The 21,362-nt window shown below is 68.4% G+C and carries 17 protein-coding genes; 11 read left to right on the top strand and 6 right to left on the bottom strand.

Going from position 1 to position 21,362, the window contains the following annotated elements; all coding sequences use genetic code 11:
• Positions 1-23: 23 nt before the first annotated feature.
• Positions 24-578, bottom strand: coding sequence for a superoxide dismutase family protein (locus M3I56_RS23140; RefSeq protein WP_254355982.1), 555 nt, complete (start codon positions 576-578; stop codon positions 24-26).
• Between the two features lie 149 nt (positions 579-727).
• On the bottom strand, positions 728-1,816 hold the full coding sequence (gene apbC / locus M3I56_RS23135) for an iron-sulfur cluster carrier protein ApbC (protein WP_254355981.1): 1,089 nt from the start codon (positions 1,814-1,816) through the stop codon (positions 728-730).
• A 318-nt stretch (positions 1,817-2,134) separates the two neighbouring features.
• On the opposite strand from apbC, the gene M3I56_RS23130 reads away from it, so the two are divergent.
• Positions 2,135-2,788: an OmpA family protein gene (locus M3I56_RS23130; RefSeq protein ID WP_254355980.1), complete on the top strand. Its 654-nt coding sequence runs from the start codon at positions 2,135-2,137 to the stop codon at positions 2,786-2,788.
• Between the two features lie 464 nt (positions 2,789-3,252).
• Positions 3,253-5,406, top strand: a complete 2,154-nt coding sequence (gene metG / locus M3I56_RS23125; RefSeq protein WP_254355979.1) for a methionine--tRNA ligase — start codon at positions 3,253-3,255, stop codon at positions 5,404-5,406.
• A gap of 71 nt (positions 5,407-5,477) precedes the next feature.
• Here the strand turns inward: metG and M3I56_RS23120 are convergent, their stop codons facing one another.
• Entirely contained in the window at positions 5,478-9,965 is a 4,488-nt protein-coding gene (locus M3I56_RS23120) for a translocation/assembly module TamB domain-containing protein (RefSeq protein WP_254355978.1), read from the bottom strand.
• A gap of 61 nt (positions 9,966-10,026) precedes the next feature.
• Positions 10,027-11,868 (bottom strand): autotransporter assembly complex family protein, encoded by a 1,842-nt coding sequence (locus tag M3I56_RS23115; RefSeq protein ID WP_375541775.1) that lies wholly within the window; start codon positions 11,866-11,868, stop codon positions 10,027-10,029.
• Positions 11,869-12,181: 313 nt separating this feature from the next.
• Here M3I56_RS23115 and M3I56_RS23110 point away from each other — a divergent pair, with 313 nt between their 5' ends.
• From M3I56_RS23110 to panD, 4 genes are all read left to right on the top strand, one after another.
• Entirely contained in the window at positions 12,182-12,367 is a 186-nt protein-coding gene (locus tag M3I56_RS23110) for a DUF3460 family protein (RefSeq protein ID WP_028207745.1), read from the top strand.
• Positions 12,367-13,281 carry a ScpA family protein gene (locus M3I56_RS23105; protein WP_169739131.1) on the top strand — a complete coding sequence of 305 codons (915 nt, stop codon included), beginning with the start codon at positions 12,367-12,369 and terminating at the stop codon, positions 13,279-13,281. Before M3I56_RS23110 ends, M3I56_RS23105 begins: the two co-directional genes overlap by 1 nt.
• Before the next feature lie 316 nt (positions 13,282-13,597).
• Positions 13,598-14,440 (top strand): pantoate--beta-alanine ligase, encoded by an 843-nt coding sequence (gene panC, locus M3I56_RS23100; protein WP_028207746.1) that lies wholly within the window; start codon positions 13,598-13,600, stop codon positions 14,438-14,440.
• A 98-nt stretch (positions 14,441-14,538) separates the two neighbouring features.
• Positions 14,539-14,925, top strand: coding sequence for an aspartate 1-decarboxylase (gene panD, locus M3I56_RS23095; protein WP_028207747.1), 387 nt, complete (start codon positions 14,539-14,541; stop codon positions 14,923-14,925).
• 54 nt (positions 14,926-14,979) lie between these two features.
• On the opposite strand, the gene M3I56_RS23090 is transcribed toward panD, so the two are convergent.
• The gene (locus M3I56_RS23090; protein WP_254355977.1) at positions 14,980-15,606 is read right to left on the bottom strand and encodes a ParA family protein; all 627 of its coding nucleotides are present in this window, start codon (positions 15,604-15,606) and stop codon (positions 14,980-14,982) included.
• Between the two features lie 208 nt (positions 15,607-15,814).
• Here M3I56_RS23090 and M3I56_RS23085 point away from each other — a divergent pair, with 208 nt between their 5' ends.
• Complete coding sequence (locus M3I56_RS23085; protein WP_254355976.1) at positions 15,815-16,234, top strand: PaaI family thioesterase; 420 nt, start codon at positions 15,815-15,817, stop codon at positions 16,232-16,234.
• Between the two features lie 28 nt (positions 16,235-16,262).
• Here M3I56_RS23085 and M3I56_RS23080 read toward each other — a convergent pair whose 3' ends face one another.
• Positions 16,263-17,792 (bottom strand): cobyric acid synthase, encoded by a 1,530-nt coding sequence (locus tag M3I56_RS23080; RefSeq protein WP_254355975.1) that lies wholly within the window; start codon positions 17,790-17,792, stop codon positions 16,263-16,265.
• A gap of 142 nt (positions 17,793-17,934) precedes the next feature.
• Here M3I56_RS23080 and cobU point away from each other — a divergent pair, with 142 nt between their 5' ends.
• The 4 genes from cobU to M3I56_RS23060 are packed head-to-tail and all read left to right on the top strand — an operon-like array spanning position 17,935 to position 21,350.
• Positions 17,935-18,489, top strand: a complete 555-nt coding sequence (gene cobU, locus M3I56_RS23075; RefSeq protein ID WP_254355974.1) for a bifunctional adenosylcobinamide kinase/adenosylcobinamide-phosphate guanylyltransferase — start codon at positions 17,935-17,937, stop codon at positions 18,487-18,489.
• Positions 18,489-19,424: an adenosylcobinamide-phosphate synthase CbiB gene (gene cbiB / locus M3I56_RS23070; RefSeq protein WP_254356000.1), complete on the top strand. Its 936-nt coding sequence runs from the start codon at positions 18,489-18,491 to the stop codon at positions 19,422-19,424. The genes cobU and cbiB overlap by 1 nt, the downstream gene beginning before the upstream one ends.
• Positions 19,417-20,442: a threonine-phosphate decarboxylase CobD gene (gene cobD, locus M3I56_RS23065; protein WP_254355973.1), complete on the top strand. Its 1,026-nt coding sequence runs from the start codon at positions 19,417-19,419 to the stop codon at positions 20,440-20,442. Before cbiB ends, cobD begins: the two co-directional genes overlap by 8 nt.
• On the top strand, positions 20,442-21,350 hold the full coding sequence (locus M3I56_RS23060; protein ID WP_254355972.1) for a cobalamin-binding protein: 909 nt from the start codon (positions 20,442-20,444) through the stop codon (positions 21,348-21,350). The genes cobD and M3I56_RS23060 overlap by 1 nt, the downstream gene beginning before the upstream one ends.
• Positions 21,351-21,362: the final 12 nt, after the last annotated feature.

Below are 21,362 nucleotides of genomic sequence, written 5' to 3'. Positions count from 1 at the left end.
TCGCGCCGGCGCAAACGCCGCGCTCACTGGGCGCGGATCAGCCCGCAGGCGAGCGCCGGGCCCGTGCCGCGTTGCGGGTACGCGTAGGGGTCGATGGCGTCCCGGTGCACGATCACCGCGCGTTGCAGCACGGAGCGCACGCCGTCGAGCGAGACCTCAGGTGCAACGATAAAGCCCGACGCCACGCCGTTCGAGTCCGCATGGATATTGCCGAGGTCGCCTTCCACGCGCACGCCGGGCTTCAGGCGCTCCGCGGCGGGCGCGAACACGGCGCCGGCGCTCGAGGCGTCGGTGGCGTTGCAGTCGCCGCGCTCGTGCACCTGCAATGCGTGATCGCTGTCGGGCTGCAGGCCCGCGAGGTTGTAGCTCACCTGCACGCCGTCCGAATGCTCGACGAACGAAACCGTGCCGCGCACCTGGCTGCCGACGGTGGGCAGCAACTGTGCGACTGCGCGCTTGTCCTGCTGCCCCATGAAGCTCGTGCAGCCCGCCAGCAGCACGCAGCCGCAAAGCGTGACGAGGGCGATCACCCAGACGACCTGCGCATTCCCCGCTTGCCTGTCGTGTCCTTTATCCATGCGATCCTCTTGCCGGGCGGCGGCAGCCCCGTTGCTGCCGCCATACCGGACCCGATGAAGCCCACATGATACCGCGCAGGCGGCGCGGCGCGCGCCTATCTGTCCCCATGCACGGGGCGCGGCACAAGCGCCGCAGCCCGCACCGGAGCTCAGGTGTTCTGCACGACGATGGTCGGGAACTTCGAGGTCATGTCGCGGGCGCGCTCGGCGATCTGGATCGCCACGCGGCGCGCGATCGCCCGATAGATTTCCGCCACCGGCCCCTGCGGCGCGGCTACCACGGTGGGGTTGCCCGAATCGGCCTGCTCGCGAATGGCGATGTCGAGCGGCAGGCTGCCGAGCACTTCCACGCCGTACTCCTTCGCCATGCGCTCGCCGCCGCCCGCGCCGAAAATGTGCTCGGCGTGGCCACAGTTCGAGCAGATGTGCACGGCCATGTTCTCGACGATGCCGAGAATCGGAATGCCCACCTTCTCGAACATCTTGAGGCCCTTCTTCGCGTCGAGCAGCGCGATGTCCTGCGGCGTCGTAACGATCACGGCGCCCGTGACGGGTACGCGCTGCGAGAGCGTGAGCTGGATGTCGCCGGTGCCCGGCGGCATGTCCACTACGAGATAGTCGAGCTCGCGCCAGTTGGTCTGACGCAGCAGCTGCTCGAGCGCGGACGTCGCCATCGGGCCGCGCCAGACCATCGGGTTGTCCTGCTCGACCAGAAAGCCGATCGAGTTGGCCTGCACGCCGTGGCCTTCGAGCGGATTCATCGACTGGCCGTCGGGCGACTCGGGGCGGCCCTGGATGCCGAGCATCATCGGCAGCGAGGGGCCGTAGATGTCCGCGTCGAGCACGCCGACCGAAGCGCCTTCGGCGGCGAGCGCGAGCGCGAAATTCACGGCGGTCGTGCTCTTGCCCACGCCGCCCTTGCCCGAGGCCACGGCGACGATATTCTTCACGTTGGGCAGCAGCTTCACGCCGCGTTGCACCGTATGCGCGGTAATCTCGCTTCTAACCGCGACGCGGCTCGCCATCACGCCCGGCACGGCGGCGAGCGCCGCTTCGACCTGCACGCGCACCGCGTCGAACTGGCTCTTCGCCGGATAGCCGAGCACGATCTCGACGCCGACCGTCCCGCCTTCGACGGTGACGTTGCGCACGCCCTTGGCCACCGTGTAGGGATGGCCCGTGTTCGGATCCGTCAAGGCCGCGAGCGCGGCGTCGACCAAAGCCCGATCTATGCTCATTGAAACTCCGTGGGGAGAATGCCGGTCTGCATTAGCGCCGATCCGAGTGTGGACTGATCGCCTACGCGCCGGAAATCGAAAGAAATTGTTAAGCTGCATTGCGCAAAATTGCCCGACAGGGCACGCTTCGCGGCAGCATCGATTTTGTGTGCCGACCAGGTGGTCTCGAAGCCGCGACCTAGCGGCTTTCCGCCTGGCGGCGCAAACCTCAAGGCGTCATTGTAGTAGCTGCCGCCGCGCGCCGTTCGAAGACCCTGTTCGCATGCGGGGCCGCGGACGCCGCGGGCAGCGTCCGTTCCACTCAAGAAAGGAAAGCAAATGAACACAAGAATCCTGACTCGCCTGTCCGTCTTCGCCGTTGCCGGGGCGCTCGTCGCCGGCTGCGCGACGCAGCAGGGCACCAACACGGCTGTCGGCACCGGTGTCGGCGCTGGCACGGGCGCGGCGATCGGCGCCATCTTCGGCGGCGGCAAGGGCGCGGCAATCGGCGCAGGCGCGGGCGCACTGGTCGGCGGCATCACCGGCTACAACTGGCAGAACATCCACAACAAGCTCTCGGGCGCCACCAAGGGCACCGGCACGAAGATCACCGAGCAGCCGGACGGCTCGCTCAAGCTCGACATCCCGAGCAATGTGACGTTCGACACCAGCAGCTACGCGATCAAGCCGTCGTTCGCGCCGGTGCTCGACCAGGTCGCGCAGACGCTCCAGCAGAACCCGGAAGTGGTTGCGCAGGTGGTCGGCCATACGGATAACACGGGCTCCGCCGCGTACAACCAGACGCTGTCGGTCAACCGCGCCCAGAGCGTCGTGAACTACCTCGCATCTCGCGGCATTCAGATGCAGCGCATGTCGGCAGAGGGACGCGGCGATACGCAACCGATCGCCGACAACAACACCGAAGCGGGCCGCGCCGCGAACCGCCGTGTGGAAATGTACCTGCGCGCGACGTCGCAGCACCAGGGCGGCTAAGCTGGCCCGACGCAGTCGCCGGGAACGCAGTTGCCGGCGACTGCGCGGAAAAAACAGCGACACATCAACGGGACAGCAGTCATTGCCGTCCCGTTTGCATTTCGAGCGGCCCGAAGACGCGCTCCGAAACCTTTGCCGGACGGCGATCCGACCCCCGCTTCAACGCGCTGGAAGAGAATCGAAATATTTTTCGAACTCTCGAGAAAACGTGCTGTCTGTCTTTACGGTACGTGTGCGGCAGCGCCGCCGCGTCACCATTCTCCTCTTGTCGTTGTTGCTCCGGGGCCATTCTTGCCCCGGTTTTTTTTTGCCGCGATTTGTGCAACGCACCATAGCCGCTGCCTTCGCAGCCCCGCTCCCTCCAGGCGTTTCGCATACGAGCGTCCACCGGCGCGCCGAACGGTGGTGCGCCCGCCCTGCTAAAATCGCGCTTTCCCCCCGCAACATCGGACTTCCCCTCACTTATGTCAGCACCCGCCACCGACCTCGCTGCAGCCGGCGCGCATGCCAATCAAAGCGGCCGCCGCCAGGTTCTCGTTACGTCTGCTCTGCCGTACGCCAACGGTCAGATCCACATCGGCCACCTGGTCGAGTACATCCAGACGGACATCTGGGTTCGCGCGCTGCGAATGCATGGCCACGAGGTCTACTACGTCGGTGCCGACGACACGCACGGCACGCCAGTCATGCTGCGCGCGGAGAAGGAAGGCCTCACGCCGCAGCAGCTGATCGCGCGCGTGTGGCAGGAGCACAAGCGCGACTTCGACAGCTTCGGCGTCTCGTTCGACAATTACTATTCGACGGACTCCGAAGAGAACCGCGTGCTCTCCGAGTCGGTCTATCTGGCGCTCAAGGAAGCGGGTTTCATCGAGACGCGCGACATCGAGCAGGCCTACGACCCGGTCAAGAACATGTTTCTGCCGGACCGCTTCATCAAGGGCGAGTGCCCGAAGTGCGGCGCGAAGGACCAGTACGGCGACAGCTGCGAAGTGTGCGGCTCGACCTACGCGCCGACTGATCTGAAGAATCCGTACTCGGTGGTCTCGGGCGCAACCCCGATCCGCAAGACCTCGACGCACCACTTCTTCCGCCTCTCGGACCCGCGCTGCGAAGACTTCCTGCGCGGCTGGGTGAGCGGCCTCGCGCAACCGGAAGCGACCAACAAGATGCGCGAGTGGCTGGGCGACTCGGGCGAATCGAAGCTCGCCGACTGGGACATCTCGCGCGACGCACCCTACTTCGGCTTTGAGATTCCGGGCGCGCCTGGCAAGTACTTCTACGTGTGGCTCGACGCGCCGGTCGGCTATTACGCGAGCTTCAAGAACCTGTGCGAGAAGCGCGGTCTCGATTTCGAGGCATGGGTGAAGGCCGGCTCGAAGACGGAGCAGTACCACTTCATCGGCAAGGACATCCTGTATTTCCATACGCTATTCTGGCCGGCCATGCTGCAGTTCTCGGGTCATCGCACGCCGACCAACGTCTTCGCGCACGGCTTTTTGACCGTCGACGGCGCGAAGATGTCGAAGTCGCGCGGCACCTTCATCACGGCGGAAAGCTATGTGACCACGGGCCTGAACCCCGAGTGGCTGCGCTACTACTTTGCCGCGAAGCTCAACAGCACGATGGAAGACCTCGACCTGAACCTCGAAGACTTCCAGGCGCGCGTGAACAGCGACCTCGTCGGCAAGTACATCAACATCGCGAGCCGCGCGGCGGGCTTCCTGATCAAGCGCTTCGAAGGCCGCGTGCAAGATAGCGCGATGCATCATCCGCTGCTCGAGCAACTGCGCGCCGCGATTGCGCAAATCGCTGCGCATTACGAAGCACGCGAATACAGCCGCGCGCTGCGCCAGACGATGGAGCTCGCCGACGCCGTGAACGGTTACGTCGATACGGCCAAGCCGTGGGAGCAGGCCAAGGATCCGGCCAACTCGCTGGCGCTGCACGAGACCTGCAGCGTGAGCCTCGAAGCGTTCCGCCTGCTTTCGCTCGCTCTGAAGCCGGTGCTGCCCACGCTCGCAGAAGGCGTCGAACAGTTCCTCGCGATCGAGCCGCTGACCTGGGCCGATGCAGGCAAGGCACTCTCGTCGCAACAGCCGATCAACGCGTACAAGCACCTGATGACGCGCGTCGATCCGAAGCAGATCGAGGCGCTGCTCGCCGCCAACCGCGATTCGCTGCAGGCAACCGATGCGCCTGCCGCTGCGGCGGCGGATGCGAACAAGAAGTCGAAGGCTGCCAAGGAAGCGAAGAAACCTGCCGCCGATGAAACGCCGGAAGTCATCGCCATCGACGACTTCGCGAAGATCGACCTGCGCGTGGCGCTGATCGTCGACTGCAACCTCGTCGAAGGATCGGACAAGCTGCTGCAACTCACGCTCGACGTGGGCGAGGAAAAAACGCGCAACGTGTTCTCGGGTATCCGTTCGGCGTACAAGCCGGAAGACCTCAAGGGCAAGCTCACGGTGATGGTGGCGAACCTCGCGCCGCGCAAGATGAAGTTCGGCATGTCCGAAGGCATGGTGCTCGCGGCTTCCGCCGCCGACGAGAAGGCCGAACCGGGTCTGTACATTCTCGAACCGCATAGCGGCGCGAAGCCGGGCATGCGGGTCAGGTAACACCGTCTCGCGCATGTCGTGCGAAACGCCCCTTGCGAGGGGCGTTTTTTTGCGCCTGGCTTTTCGAGGCGCTAGCGGCGAAGCCGATCGAAACGCCGCGTATAAAGAATATCGGCGCCGTTGAAGGTGCCGCCGTACACCACGAGCGACCAGTAACGCGAGAGGTTGATCGTGGCCTTCACCGCGTTCGACGCCGACTGCAGGCCCTGCTCATAGCCGATCACGAGACGCTGGTTGATGGCCTTCGCGATCATCACGACCTCGGTGTCGGTCAGGCCCACCTCGCTGCGCCCGATCGAAAATTCGTCGAGGCCGATGCTCTGCGCAATGCGCTTGCCTTGCGCGCTGCCGAGCAGGGCGAGCGCCGTCGTCATCGCGCTCTGCTGGCCGAGGTTGTTGCCCTGGTCGGTGCCGTGCCCGAACAGCAGCCAGGAGAGCTTTTCGTTATCGGGCACGTTGGGCTCGGAAACGAGACGCACCGACGGCGCCTGCACGGTGCCGGTGACCTGCACGCCCGCCTCGACCTGCTGGTTGCGCCGCATGGCGAGAATGTTGATGCCTGGATTGCCCACCGGCCCGTTGAACGTGAAGAAGCCGTTTTCGATATTGAGCTTGGTGCCGAACGCCGTGTACGTGGAGCCTTCGGTCACGCGCACGTTGCCGACCGCGCGCAGCGGGACGTCCGGCTCGCTGTTGACCGAGATCATGCCAGCCAGGCCCAGATCCGCGCCCTGCCCGCGGAAGCGGAAGTCGTGGCCAAGATCGATGTCGATGTTTGCACGCGGCGCGAAGCGCGGCGCGGGCCTGGTCGATGCCGTTTCCTCGATGGGCGGCCTGCCGCCGACCGTCGAGCCGTCGGGGCGCACGATCACGACGTCGTCGCCGAGCGACGGCGCAGGCAACTCGGGCATGTCGAAGAGCGCGTGATCGACGGTGAACTTGCCGTCGATCTGCATGCCGCCGAGATGCCCGCCGTTGGCGATGCTCGCGCTGCCGGACAGCGACAGCTTGCGGTCGGGCGAAGCGAAAAGCTCGAGCTTGTCCGCGACGATGCTCGCGGTGAGATCGGGCTCGGCGTTGTCGAGGCGCACCTGGCCCTTTGCGCGCAGCGTGCCGCTCGTCGCGCCGTGGAACTCCACCTGCTGGAAGTCGACGAGGTTCTGCGAGAGCGCGATGCGGATCACGCCGTCCTTCAACTCCACGCCCTGGTCGACCACGGTGGCCGAGATGCCGTCGCCGACCAGCGAGCCCGTCAGATTCGGCTTCGCGACCGTGCCGCCGAGCGCGAGCTGCAGCGCGAGATGGCCGTCGAGCAGGTAAGTCGGGCCGAGCATGCCGCCCGTGTTCCTGAGCGAGGGCACGTTCGCCTTGATGGTGCCGCCGATCGGCGCCTCGTCCGCGACAGTGAGAATGCCGTCGCGCGGCAAGAGTGTCGTATAGGCATCGATGTCGAGCATGCCCACGCGGCCCGCCTGCGCATGCGCCGTGAGCGTGAGGCGGTTGCCGCCGCTGAAGGCCGCGCGCACGTTGAGCTCGCCCACGCCGAGCGAGGCAAAGCCGCGGCCGACCTCGGTCGTGATGTCGCCCGAGCGGCGCTTGATCTGCACATAGCCGGTGGCCGTCGGGCCGACGGCGAAGTCCCAGTCGCCATCGAAGATCAGGTCGGTCCGGAGCGTGGACGGCACGCCCGTGAACTGCTGCCGGATCTGCATGATGCGCGCGAGCGACACGTTGGTGAGCGTGCCCGCCGAGCGGATGCGGCCATGGTCGAGATCGAACGATTTCAGGTCGAGCGACGCGCCTTCCCCCGTAATACGCGTCGCGCCAAGCGTGACCTTGCCCGGGCCCGCGCTCACCGTGAGCGGCGACTGCAGTTTCACACCGGGCACGCCGCGGTTCTCGAGTTGCGTCACCGTGCCGTTCCAGCGCGTGCCTTCGCGCGTGTCCTGGAGGCCGCCGTTGGCCGCCACCACGAAGTCGATCGGCTGGCCCTGCACCTTGCCCTTCGCGCTCGCGCTGAGCGTGTGCTTCGCGCGCGTGCCGTCGAGGCGCGCGGTGAGCGTCGCGATGTCGACGCCCGCCACGGCAATGTCGCTCGCGTCGGTGCTGAAGGCGAGCGCGCCGTTCGCGCCGTCGCGCGCGAGCGCCCGGCCCTCGGCATGGCCGACGCGGTTATCGCCGAACACCACGTGGTCGGCCTTGTAGTCGAGCGAGACGTCGGGATGCGCGAAGGTGCCGGTCACGTCGCCGTTCGCCGCGAGCTGGCCCGCTATGCCAAAGCCGAGCCGGTCGAGCTGCGGCGCATCCACGCGAAAGCGCAGGCGGTCGCCACGCGTGCCGAAGCTGCCTTGCAGATCCACGATATTGCCCGCGACCGAGAGGTTCGCGCGGCTTGGCAGAATACGCGAGCCCGCCAGCTGGATAAGGCCCTGGCCCGTGAGCGGCAGGTCGTCGTAGACGCTCGGGCCGAGCTTGAACTCGGCCCGCGTCGTGAAGGTGGGCGCGAGTGTGCCGCTCGCATTGAGCGTGCCGTTCACGCGCGCCTCGATGCGCCGGCCTGCGGGACGCGTGGCCGGTCGCGGCTTCGCTACGGGTTCGGCCGCCCCGCCCTGCCCGGTCTGTTTCGCGTTCTCCACGCGCTGTTGCTCGGCGGCCTGCTCGCCCGATTGCGCGGGATTGAGCGACGGGTTCAGCGCCGGATTGAGCGCGAGATTGCGTTGCGGACTGAGCGCATCGGCGGCGGGTTGGGCCGCGGGTCGCGGCCGGGCGGGCGGCGCGGGCGACTTCGCGGCCGGGCGCGCCGGCGTTTGCGACGTGAGCGACAACGGATCGAAATTGGTCAGCACCGCCTTGAGTTGATACGTGGAACTGGCGTCGTGCTTGAGCGCGCCCGACAGGTCGATGCGCCCCGCCCCCGAAGTCAGCCGCACGTCGTTGAGCGAGAGGCGCGCTGGGTCCTGCGTGATTTTGCCCTGCACGCGCAGCGCCGCCCGCGGATCGGCGAGATCGAGTGTGACGCTCTGCACGTCGCCGCTCAGCCGCACGCCGACCGGCCCCGCGAATTGCGTGGCGCGCACGCTCGACTGGATCGCGTTGAGGTCGAGGGCGGCCACCTTCAGGTCGAAGCGCCCGTCGCGCCCGCTGATCGTGCCGCCGCCGGTGATCGTCGCGTTCTTCACGAGACGCACGGCGAGCTTCGGGATGCGCTGCGTCTTCGCATCGAGCACGACATCGGCGTGGGCGTCGAAGAGCGGCAGCAGCTTTTCGTCGATGGCGCCCGGCTTCGCGTTCACGATCGAGACCGCGCCCGCCACCGTGAAGCCAGCCGCATTGCTGCGCGCGCGCGCCGCGTCGGCTGCGCCCGAGGCGGCGGAGGCAGCCGCGGCATCGGGCTTCGCGCCACCCGCTGGCGCCGATGCCGACGCCGGCACGGAAGCCGGCGTCACGTCCGACACCGCCGCCGCCCCCGACGCTACCGCTGCGAGCGCCGCCGGCACGCCCGCCGCACCGCCCGGCACTGGCTGCAACTGCGCACGCACCGCGAGGTCGGCGAACGGCGCGCCCGGCGCAAACGCCTGCGGATTGACATGATCGAACGCAAGCGTGACGCGCTGCAGCGGCACGGAAGCAAACGGCGTGGCCTCCACATGCGCGCGGCCGGTGAGCTTCATGCCGCTTGCCTCGACATCAGCCGTGAGCGCCTCGAGCGAGCCGGCGAGGTTTGCGCTGACCTGCACGTCTTCGCCGTTCACCTTGCCGGAGTAGCCCAGGTCGCCCGTGAGCGCGAACGGCCGCACACCGTCGAGCTTCGCCTCGGCGCTCACCGCGCCAAAGGCCGTGTCGAGACGCTCGATGGCGGCCTCGTGATGGCGGCCGTCGCTGCGTCCGTGGAACTGGAAGTGCGAGAACTCGTTGGTCGAGGTGCCTTCGTGCACCGTGAGCTTGTCCACCTGCAGGTCGCGGATCTCGAGCCCGAGCGGCAGCTGCAGGTTTTCCGGCAGCTTCATGGGCGAGGAAGGCTCGTGCGACGGCACGATACGCATCTCGATGTCGCCGGCGTGCAGATAATCCACCACGAAGCGCCAGGGTTTCTGGCCGAAACCCTGCAGCTCCCATTGGCCGCCGATGCGGTCGACCTTGAGCGTGGTGCCGTCCGTCCCGCGCCAGCTCACGTTGGAAAAACGCACACCGGTCGCGAGCGTGCCGCCTTCGAGCCTGCCCGCGAGCTTGCCGTCGAGCAGCCTGACTGCCGCGCGCCACGCGTAGGCCGTGCCGCGCTCGGTGGTCAGCACGCCATAGAGCAAGCCGGCGACGAGCCCGACGAGCAGCACCGGCACGACGATCGCCCAGGCAAGCGCCGTCCAGAGCCGCGGCCCGCGGCGCCGCGGCGGCGCACCATTGTTGTCACCTGCACCGCCCGCGCCGCCGTGGCCGCCATTGCGTCCGTGGCCGCCCGGTTCGCCGCGCGCTTCATCGTCCGGGCTTCGGCCAGCCTCCCCCGGCGGCACCGCGAACGTGGCCGGCAGCCATGCCATCGCAGCGAGACGACGCGCGCTCATGCCACCCCCTCGCCGTGCGGCGCAGGAGGCGTTGAAAAGCGGAACAGCGAGCGCGTCGTCATCAGAAGGCGATCCCGAGTGTCAGATAGGGCCGCACGCTGTGAGTGCGAAAACCATAGGCGAGATCGAGGTTGACCGGCCCGACGGGGCTGCGCCAGCGCGCGCCGATACCCGCGCCCGGATCGAACTCCTTTTCGCCCCAGGCGTCGGTGGCAGTGCCGACGTCGAAGAACGCTGCGCCGCCCCAGTCGTGACTGAACCAGTGCTGGTACTCGGCTGAGCCGGTGACGAGGTACTTGGTCGGCAGGATCGAGCCCGACTGGTCGTTACCGATGCTCTGGAACGAGTAGCCGCGCACCGAGTTCGAACCGCCCGCACGGAACAGCAGCGACGCGGGGATACCGCTCGACGGGCCGCTCGTGAACACGCCGCCCAGTTCCGCGCGGAACACCATGATGTCGCTGTGGCCGATCGGCAGGTATTGCTGGCCGCGCATGTAGGCGCGCAGGAAGCTTTGCTCGGCGCCCACGTTCTTGAGCGCGAAGCCCGCCTCCATGCGGATGATGTTGCCCGAGCGCGGAAAGAGCGGGTCGTCGACGTTGCGGCGCGTCCAGCCCCACGTCGGCACGAGCGCATAGGCCCGCGAGGACGGCCCCACGTTCTGCGTGAGGCGGTCGTCGTAGAACATCAGCGCGTACGCGTAGTCGATGTTCTGCGAGGTGCGCGTGCGCTGGACCCCGACACGCGCGCTATAGATGTTCGTGTCCGAGACGTCGGTGGTCGTGTAGGACGCGACGAGGCTGTTGGTCCAGGCGCGCGGGCCCGGCGGCATCGAAAGCTGGACCTGACCGAACTTCTGGATCTGGTCGAGCCGCCCCTGCACCTGGAACGGCCACGCCGCCCCGAACGTGTTCAGGTAGGTGTAGGAACCCTGGACGTGCGCGCCGGTGTCGGTCGAATAACCCACGCCGCCGCGGAAGTTGTTGTAGGGGAACTCGCTCACCTTCACGTGCACGGGCGTCTCGAGCGGCTTTTGCGTGTTCGCGTCGACGTCGATCGCCACGCTCGCGTAGTACGGCGTGTTCTGCACCTGGCGCTGCAGTTCGGCCACGCGCTTCAGGTCGTAGATTTCGCCCGGCGAGAGCGGATTCACGTTGTCGATGATGTAGCCCGGATAGCGCCGCGGGCCCGAAACATCGAGCTTGCCCAGCGTGAAGGTCGGCCCGCTGTCGAACGTTACGGAGAGTTGCGCGTCATGTCTGAGCGGATCGACCCGCGCCTCCGAAAACGCGATCTTGGCGCCGAGGTAGCGGCGCGCCTGCAGTGCCTTGAGCGAGGCGTTCTTGGCGTCGTCCCAGCCCGACTGCGTAAAGGCGTCGCCGTCGTGCAGCGAGAACGCGAAGCGCGCGGTGTTCTCCTGCGCCGGGTCTTCCGTGAGGACCGGGCCGCGAAACACGAGCTTCACCGAGGAAATCGTCGTGCGCGGCCCCGGATCGACGCTCACGCGCACGTGCCGCCTGCCGTCGATCGTGCGCACGTCGGTACGCACGACCGGCGTGAAATAGCCCGCCGTCGAGGCGAGGTCGCGTACCTGCTGCGGCGCCGCGGTCACGAGGAACTCGAACTGGTCCTCGTTCACGTCGGCGCGCGTGGCAAAGCGCGCAATGTCGAGGTGCGTCTCGAGCAGCTTGCGCAGGTCGCGCGGCGAGGCCTGGATATCGACGTCGTAGTAGGTGCGCGGGCGCATCCACGGCAGCAGGGTGGTCAGGATGTCGGCCCGGGCGGGCGGCGCCACGGCGCAGAACTCGGCGAGGCACACGATCAGGCACGCGGCGAGCCGTGGCCGCGCCGCCCGCGAGGGGCGCCGCCGTGCGCACAATGCTTCGATCACCCATCCCGCCAAACGCCACCTCCGGCCGTCGTAGAACTGGTTGCCACCGGTTGCGCCGCTCGCGCGCAGGGCACGGGAAGCGGCAACGGGCGCAAACGCGTTATTTCACCACATCGGCGCGTCAAAACCCCAGGAGGAGGCGCAAAGCGTGCCACAACGCCGGCGCAGCCGGACGCATGGCGCGCGCGGAGCGGCCCGAGGCATGGCCGACGCGCGCTGCGCCCGCGCGGATGTTCCGCGGCGTTGGCTTGCGGTAAAATTGCCGCCGACAGAATTAGCGGCGCGGCGCAATCAGGCGCCCCGCCTTACTGGACGGACGTCAGCCATGTATCAGTCGGACATCACGCAGTTCATCAACCAGCTCAAGCAGCAAAAGCCGCAGCTCGAAGAACAGCAACGCAAGGGCCGCGCGCTCCTGTGGGACAAGCAGCCGATCGACCTCGACGAGCGCGAGCGCCAGCAGGCTTCGCGCGTGAGGCAAACGTCTTACGTCTACTACCAGAACTTCTGATGGCCGAGGCCGACGGAGCCGGCGCGCCGCCCGCAGGCGAGCACGCGGCCAGTCACGCGGGCCACGCTGCCGGGCAAACGCCCGGTGAGGCGCTGACCACGCCCGCAACCGACTCGACGCCCGACACGGTCGACGGCGTCGCGTTCGCACGCCTTTACGGCGAGCCGCTCTTCAAGCTCCCGCAGGACCTCTACATCCCGCCGGACGCGCTCGAAGTCTTCCTCGAGACCTTCGAAGGCCCGCTCGACCTGCTGCTGTACCTCATCCGCAAGCAGAACTTCAACGTCCTCGACATCCCGATGGCGGATGTCACGACCCAGTACCTCGGCTATGTCGAGCAACTGCGCAAGACCAACCTCGAACTCGCAGCCGAATATCTGCTGATGGCGGCCATGCTCATCGAGATCAAGTCGCGCATGCTGCTGCCTGTGAAGAAGGCCGATACCGGCGAGGAAGCCGAGGACCCGCGCGCCGAACTCGTGCGCCGCCTGCTCGAATACGAGCAGATGAAGCTCGCCTCTCAGCGCCTGGACCAGTTGCCGCAGCTCGGCCGCGATTTCCTGCGCGCCGAGGTCTTTATCGAACAGAGCATCACGCCGCGCTTTCCCGACGTGGACAGCAACGACCTGCGCGCCGCGTGGGCCGACGTCATCAAGCGCGCGAAGCTCGTCCAGCACCACAAGATCTCGCGCGAGGAGCTCTCGGTGCGCGAGCACATGAGCATCATCCTGCGCCGGCTCCAGGGCGAGCGTTTCATGGAGTTCTCCGAGCTGTTCGACACCACGCGCGGCGTGCCCGTCGTGATCGTGAACTTTATCGCCATGCTGGAGCTGTCGCGCGAATCGCTCATCGAGATCACCCAGCCCGAGCCGTTCGCGCCGATTTACGTGCGGCTCGCGTATTTGCCAGCCTGATTCCTGGGCCGCCCTTGCCCGGGCCCGCGCGCGGCGAGCCAATAAATAGGACCGCATCGCGCAGGACCCTCCGACGGGCCGCACAGCGGAACGCCAGGACAACCCCCTACCCGAGGCGGGTGCGCTGCATGCACAAATCCACTACAATCGCCCGCGCCTGCCCGGTCTCGTCCCATATACGGGGCACACGAAACACTTGCCGCGCCACCCGCGCGGACCGGGCGCGCGACGTCCGCTCGCGGCCCTTCGTCCGGGTCTCTGGCTTGCGGCCGTGCCACCCAAGTCTTGCCCCGCGCGAGGCATAAAGCATCCGATCATGAAAGTCATTAGCTCGATTCAGGAATTGCGCGACCAGATGCGCGGCCAAAACCGCACCGCGTTCGTGCCGACCATGGGCAACCTGCACGAAGGCCATCTCTCGCTGATGCGCCTCGCGCGCCAGCACGGCGACCCGGTCGTAGCGAGTATCTTCGTCAACCGGCTGCAGTTCGGCCCGAACGAGGACTTCGACAAGTATCCGCGCACGCTTCAGGACGACATCGAGAAGCTGCAGAAGGAAAACGTCTACGTGCTGTTCGCGCCGACCGAGCGCGACATGTATCCGCAGCCGCAGGAGTACCGCGTGCGCCCGCCGCACGACCTGGGCGACATTCTGGAAGGCGAATTCCGCCCCGGCTTCTTCGAGGGCGTGTGCACGGTCGTCATGAAGCTGATGTCGTGCGTGCAGCCGCGCGTGGCCGTGTTCGGCAAGAAGGACTACCAGCAGCTCATGATCATGCGCGGGATGTGCCAGCAGTTCGCGCTGCCGACCGAGATCGTCGCCGCGGAAACCGTGCGCGACACCAACGGCCTCGCGCTCAGCTCGCGCAACCGCTATCTGAGCGACGCCGAGCGCGCCGAGGCGCCGCAACTGGCGGGCGTGCTGCGCGCGATCCGCGAGTCGGTGCTGTCGGGCCGCCGCGACTTCCAGCAGCTCGAACTCGACGCCATGGCGACGCTCGCCGCGCGCGGCTGGAAGCCCGACTACATTGCGATCCGCAAGCGCGCGAACCTGCTGCCGCCCGCGCCGGGCGTGGCCGGCGACGCCGAGTCGCCGCTCGTCGTGCTGGCTGCCGCCAGGCTCGGCGCGACGCGCCTGATCGACAACCTCGAGATCTGAGGCCCGCGGGCGGCCGCGCCGTCCCGCTTTCACCCGATTCCCCCAGATTCCGCCCACCCGCGGCGGGCCGCGCGCCCGCCCGCCTGAGGAGACCCTCCATGCAACGCCATATGCTCAAGTCGAAGATCCACCGCGTCGCGGTCACGCACTGCGAGCTGCACTACGAAGGCTCGTGCGCCATCGACGAAAACCTGCTCGAAGCGGCGAACATCGTCGAAAACGAGCGCATCGACATCTGGAACATCAACAATGGCGAGCGCTTCACGACCTACGCGATCAAGGGCGAGCGCGGCAGCGGCATGATCTCGCTGAACGGCTCGGCCGCGCGCCGCGCGCAACTGGGCGACCTCGTGATCATCGCGGCCTTCGCGAACGTGGAAGAGGAAGAGCTCAAGGCCGGCTGGAAGCCGGACCTCGTGTTCGTGGACGAGAACAACCGCATCAAGGGCAGCCGCGACCACGTGCCCACGCAAAGCTGGAGCTAAAACGCGGGTCTGGCCGGCGCGGCTCATCGGGCCCGCGCCGCCGTCCCTGCACGCTTATTTGCCGTCGACCCAGCCGAGAATCGACTGCCACTGGTCGAGGTCCTTCTCGACCCGGCTCTTCGCGACGTCCCACAGCGTGAGGCCGTGCGCGGCGAGCTGCACGTAGTTCTGCGTGTCGCGCAGATAGCCCAGCACGGGCAGCTCCAGGCCCTCGACGAAGCGCTGCAGCTGCTCGGCCGAGCGCGTGCGCGCGTCCACCCGCATGCCCACCACGCCCACCTGGATCGCGCCCTTGCGCACGGCCTTTTCCTTGGCCAGGCGGTTCAGGAAGTCCTGGGTGGCGAGAATGTCGAACATCGAGGGCTGCAGCGGCACGATCACCCTGTCCGCCAGCTCGATGATCGCCCCGAGCCGGTTGCCGTGCAGGCCGGCGGGCGTGTCGATGACTGCGTGCTCGAGCCCCTTGGGCGGCTTCGCCGGGTTGTCCAGATCGACCTGCCAGCTTTCGATGGCCGGCAGCGTCGCGGGCCGCAGATCGAGCCAGGCGTGCGAGGACTGCTGCCGGTCGAGGTCCGCGAGCGCCACCCACTCGCCCTGCGCGGCGAAATAGCCGGCCAGATTGGTGGACAGCGTGCTCTTTCCCACGCCGCCCTTGGGATTCGCCACCACGATTACCGTCATGAATGCTCCCGTCAGGATGGCTGGCGCATGGCCAGCCGGATTGCCGTGATTTTGCGTGATGCGTTCTTCGATACCTGGCGAGGCGCCTTGCAGACGAGCCGGCGCCCCGAATCAACCGTCCGATATTATCGGCAAATTGCGCGCCGCCGAAGCCCCCCGCGAGCGCGCACCCGCAATGTTCATATCAAATCAAGGAGACTGACCGAGCATGAGCACGCTACGCCACGAGATCACGATCGAATCCCTGCTTGAGAGGCAGCGCGGCCGCCTGCCCGATTTGCTGGGCTTTCGCCCGCTGGTCCTCGAGCAAGGCCTGCTGCGCGCCGAACTCGACGTGCGCAGCGACCTGCTCGCCCCCAATGGCTTCCTGCACGCCGCCACGGTAATCGGCCTCGCCGACACGGCCTGCGGCTACGCCTGCCTCGCGCACCTGCCGCCCAACGCGAAGAACTTCACGACCATCGAAATCAAGAGCAATCATCTCGGCACCGCACGCGAAGGCACGATCTCGGCCGTGGCGAAGGGCGTGCACCTCGGGCGCAGCACCCAGGTCTGGGACGCCACCGTGAGCGGCCCGGACGGCAAGACCATCGCGCTGTTCCGCTGTACGCAGATGGTGCTTTACTGAGCCGGTCAGCCGCGCTTTAGCCGCGCGTTCAGCCTATAACGCCGAACACCTTCTCCAGATCGAGGTTCGCCGCGAGCGTGTCCGCCAGCCGCTCCAGTGACGCCTCGCGCAACGCCGGATAGTCCACCGCGCGCGCCTGCGCGAGCCCGGCCCAGCGCAAGAGCGCCGCGCACGCCTGCGGCGTGTCGAAGAGGCCGTGCACATAGGTCGCGAGAATCTGGCCATCCGCCGAGCGCGCGCCATCGGGGCGCGTCGCCCCTTCGTCGCCGACAGCGAGCCATAGCGCGGGCGATTCGAGCGAGCGCCCGCGCGTCTCGCCCATATGGATTTCGTAGCCCGCCACGCGCGCCGGGCCCGCGACCGTATCTCCATCCGCGCTTTCCAGCGCGAGCGCGCCCGTCACGTTCTTCAAGGTCTTTTCGCGCGTGAGCACGGTCTCGTAGTCGAGCCAGCCGAAGCCCTCGACCGCTCCCGGCTCGCCCTCCACGCCATGCGGATCGGCAATCGCGCGCCCGAGCATCTGCATGCCGCCGCAAATGCCGATCACGCGCCCGCCATAGCGCAGATGCCGCGCGAGCGCCGTCTGCCAGCCCTGGGCGCGCAGCCACGCGAGGTCGTCGCACACGTTCTTCGAGCCCGGCAGGATCACGAGATCGGCGGCGGGCGGCGCTTCGCCCGTGCGCACATAGGTGAAATCGACCTGTGGATGCGCGCGCAGCGCGTCGAAGTCAGTGTGGTTGCTGATGTGCGGCAGCGCCGGCACGACCACGCGCAGCGTCTCGCCGCCAGCCTGTGCGCCGCTGTGGGCCGCGCCGGGCAGCATGTCCTCGGCGTCGAGCGTGAGGCCGTGCAGATACGGCACGACGCCCAGCACCGGCTTGCCCGTCTGCTGCTCGAGCCAGGCGAGGCCGGGTTCCAGCAGCGTGCGGTCGCCGCGAAAGCGGTTGATGACGAACCCTTTGACGCGCGCGCGCTCGCTCTCCGAAAGACAGGCCAGCGTGCCGATCAGATGCGCGAACACGCCGCCCCGGTCGATGTCGGCCACGAGCACGACCGGGCAATCGACCGCCTCGGCAAAACCCATGTTCGCGATGTCGTTGGCGCGCAGGTTGACTTCGGCGGGGCTGCCCGCGCCTTCCACGAACACCGTGTCGTAGCGCGCGCGCAGACGCGCATAGGACGCCAGCACGGCCTCGCGCGCGAGCGGCTTGTAGTCCTGGTACGCGCGCGCGCCGAGGTTCATGCGCGCCTTGCCGTGGATGATGACCTGCGAGCCGAGGTCGCTATTGGGTTTGAGCAGCACCGGATTGAGGTCGGTATGCGCCTCGATGCCGGCGGCGACGGCCTGCAGCGCCTGGGCGCGGCCGATCTCGCCGCCGTCCACGGTCACGGCGCTGTTGAGGGCCATGTTCTGCGGCTTGAACGGCGCGACGCGCGCCCCCGCGCGGCGCGCGAGGCGGCACAGGCCGGCGACGAGCGTGCTCTTGCCGGCGTCGGAGGTCGTGCCCTGGATCATCAGCGTGCCGGTGGGTACGCGGGCGGGTAGCGTGGCGGTCATGAAGCGCTTGGGTGGGCGGCGAAGGCGAACGCGCATTATCCCATCGCCCCGCCGCCCAATACAGGACCACGGCGCAGGACCACGGCGCGACATTGGCCGAACGGACAACGGCGGGCCTGAGCGCAGCCGTTACAATCACGCGATGAATCCGCGCGATCTCACCTTCATCGTCGGCGGCGCGCGCTCGGGCAAGAGCGCGCACGCCGAACGCCTCGCCGACGCGAGCGCACTGCCGGTCACCTATATCGCCACCGCGCGCGTGACCGGCGACACTGAGTTCGCCGAACGCATCGCGCACCATCGCGCGCGCCGGCCCGCGCACTGGGCGCTCTCCGAGGCGCCGCTCGATCTCGCTCTCGCCCTCGACGCAGCAGCGGCGCCCGGCCAGTGCGTGCTGATCGACTGCCTCACGCTGTGGCTCGCGAACCTGCTTTGCCCCGCCGACTCCGAAGCGCCGCTGCCCGACTGGCGCGAGCGCCTCGACGCCTTCGCCGCCGCCTGCGAGCGCGCACAAGGCGCGGTGCTCGTGGTGAGCAACGAGATCGGCATGGGCGTCGTGCCGATGGGCGCGGCCACGCGCCTTTACGTGGACGAACTCGGCCGCCTCAATCAGCGCATCGCGGCGCTCGCCGACCGCGCCACGCTCGTCGCCGCAGGCCTGCCTCTGGTGCTCAAAGCGCCGCGCGGGACCTCATGATGCTCTCGCTACCCGTCACCGCCGCGCTCGCCGTGGCCGGCGTCGCCGCGGACCGCTGGCTCGGCGAGCCGCGCCGCGCCCACCCGCTCGTCGCCTTCGGCCGCTACGCGAACCGCATCGAGGCGCGCCTGAACATAGGCCGCCGCGGCCGTCCGCTCGGCCTCGTCGCATGGCTCGCCGCCGTTGCGCCGCCCGTCGTCGTCGCCGCGCTGCTGTGCGCGCTGCTGCCCTGGCCGCTCGCCTGGGCGCTCCACGTTGCGCTGCTCTGGTTCGCGATCGGCGCGCGCAGCCTCACGGAGCACATCGCGCCGATCGGCGCCGCGCTCGCCCGGCGCGACCTCGCAGCCGCGCGCGAGTTGACGGGCCGCATCGTCTCGCGCGACACAGCCGGGGCCGACGCCACCGCGCTCTCGCGTGCGGCCGTCGAATCGGCGCTCGAAAACGGCAACGACGCGATCTTCGGCGCACTGTTCTGGTTCGCGATCGCGGGCGGCCCGGGCGCCCTCGCGTTCCGTCTCGCCAACACGCTCGATGCCATGTGGGGCTACCGCACGCCGCGCTTCCTGCGCTTTGGCTGGGCGGCCGCGCGCATCGACGACGTACTCAACTGGATTCCCGCGCGCCTCACGGCCGCGAGCTACGCGCTGCTCGGCGATACGCGCATGGCGCTGCGCTGCTGGCGCGAACAGGCGCATCGCTGGGAGAGCCCGAACGCGGGCCCGGTGATGGCCTCCGGCGCGGGTAGCCTGAACGTGCTGCTGGGCGGCGCGGCCGTTTATCACGGCATGCTCGAGGAGCGCCCGGCGCTCGGCGCGGGCTCGCCGCCGCGCGCGCAGCACGTGGATGCGGCCCTGCGCCTCGTCGAGCGCACCACCATTTTGTGGCTCGCGGCGCTGCTCGCACTGGCCTTCGTGAGCGTGGCGACCCATGTCTGAGCAGCCAGCTGCACTCGTCGCGCACGGCGGCAATCTGCACGAAGCCGCCGAGCGTTACGGCATCGCCTGGGAAGCCTGGATCGACCTCTCCACCGGCATCAATCCGCATGGCTACCCCGTGCCGCCCGTGCCGCCCACGGCATGGCGGCGCCTGCCCGATGACGGCGACGGCTTCGCCGCGTGCGCCGCGCGCTACTATGGCGCACCCGACGCCCGCCACGTCTTGCCGGTGGCGGGCAGTCAGGCCGCGATCCGCGCGCTGCCGGCGCTGCTGCCGGGTGCGCGTGTAGCGATCGCACCGCTCACCTACGGCGAGTACGCACCGGCGTTCGCGCGCGCAGGCCATGAGATCGTGCCGCTCGACGTCATGCAGGACACGCTGCCCGATACCGTCACGCATGCCGTCGTGGTGAATCCGAACAATCCGACAGCCACGCATCTTGCTGCCGACCGCCTGCTGAATTGGCATGCGCAGCTCGCGGCGCGCGGCGGCACGCTGATCGTCGACGAAGCGTTTGCCGATGCCTTCGGCCACGAGCGATCCGAAACGCTTGCGCATGCAACCCGCCGCGAGGGACTCGTCGTGCTGCGCTCGCCCGGCAAGTTCTTCGGGCTCGCGGGCGCGCGCTGTGGATTCGTGCTCGCCGCACCCGCCCTGCTGGCCGTGTTGCGCGCGAGTCTGGGCGCGTGGACCGTGAGCGGGCCGGCGCGCCACGCCGTCACCCATGCATTCGAAGACAGCGCGTGGCAGAACGAGGCGCGCATTCGCCTCGCCGCCGAAAGCGCGCGCCTCGTCGCGCTGTTGCAGACTCACGGCTTCACGCCGCGCGCCACGCCGCTGTTCGCGTGGATGACGGACCCGCGCGCGCCGGCGCTGCAGGACGCCCTCGCGCGCCACGCCGTGTGGACGCGCCGCTTCGACGCGCCGGCCAGCCTGCGCTTTGGCCTGCCCGCGTCCGAAGGCGAATGGCAGCGCTTCGACAGCGCACTCGGGCAAGCCATGCGGACGATCGGCTGATGCGCGCGGCCGCCATTGCGCTGGCGCTGCTGGTCGCGACGATACTGCCCTGCGCCGCGCATGCGACCGTCACCGCCATCGACGACGCCGGCAACACCGTCACCCTCCCCGCGCCTGCGCGGCGCGTGGTGAGCCTCGCACCCCACGCGACCGAGCTGCTCTACGCCGCGGGAGGCGGCGCGAAAGTGGTCGGCGCCGTGGCCTACAGCGACTACCCGCCCGACGCGCAAAAAGTGCCGCGCGTGGGCGACAATCGCGCGCTCGACCTCGAGCGCATCGCCGCGCTCAAGCCCGATCTCATCGTGGTCTGGCGTCACGGCAACGCGCAGCAACAGCTCGATCGTCTGCGCGCACTGCACATCCCCCTCTTTTTCAGCGAGCCGCACAAGCTCGACGACGTCGCGACCTCGCTCATGCGCCTCGGCGTGCTGCTCGGCACCGAAGACACCGCGCAGGCCGCCGCGACTGCTTATCGCCGCGACATCGCGCAGCTGCGCGCACGCTATGCGCAGCGCGCACCCGTGAGCGTGTTCTACGAAGTCTGGGATCAGCCGCTGATGACCCTCAACGGCTCGCATATGACCAGCGACGTGATCGCGCTCTGCGGCGGGCGCAACGTGTTCGCGGCGCTCGAACCGCTCGTGCCGACGGTAACGACTGAAGCCGTCCTCGCCGCCAATCCCGATGCGATCGTCACCGCGTCACAGGGCGCGACCTCGCCGGACCGCCCGCTGCCGAGCCTCGAGCGCTGGCGCGCCTGGCCCGCGCTCGCCGCCGTTGCGCACGGCAATCTCTTCGCCATCGACGGCGATCTGCTCACGCGCCCCGCGCCACGCATCGCCCTAGGCGCGGCGCAGTTGTGCGAGGATCTCGACCTCGCCCGCTCGCGCAATGCCGCGGCGCATTGATTCGCTATCCTC

It is taken from the genome of Paraburkholderia sp. CNPSo 3281 (assembly GCF_024206515.1).
Taxonomy (GTDB): Bacteria; Pseudomonadota; Gammaproteobacteria; order Burkholderiales; family Burkholderiaceae; genus Paraburkholderia; species Paraburkholderia nodosa.
The sequence above is the reverse complement of the archived record's forward strand: the minus strand, read 5'-3'. Positions and strand labels throughout refer to the sequence as shown.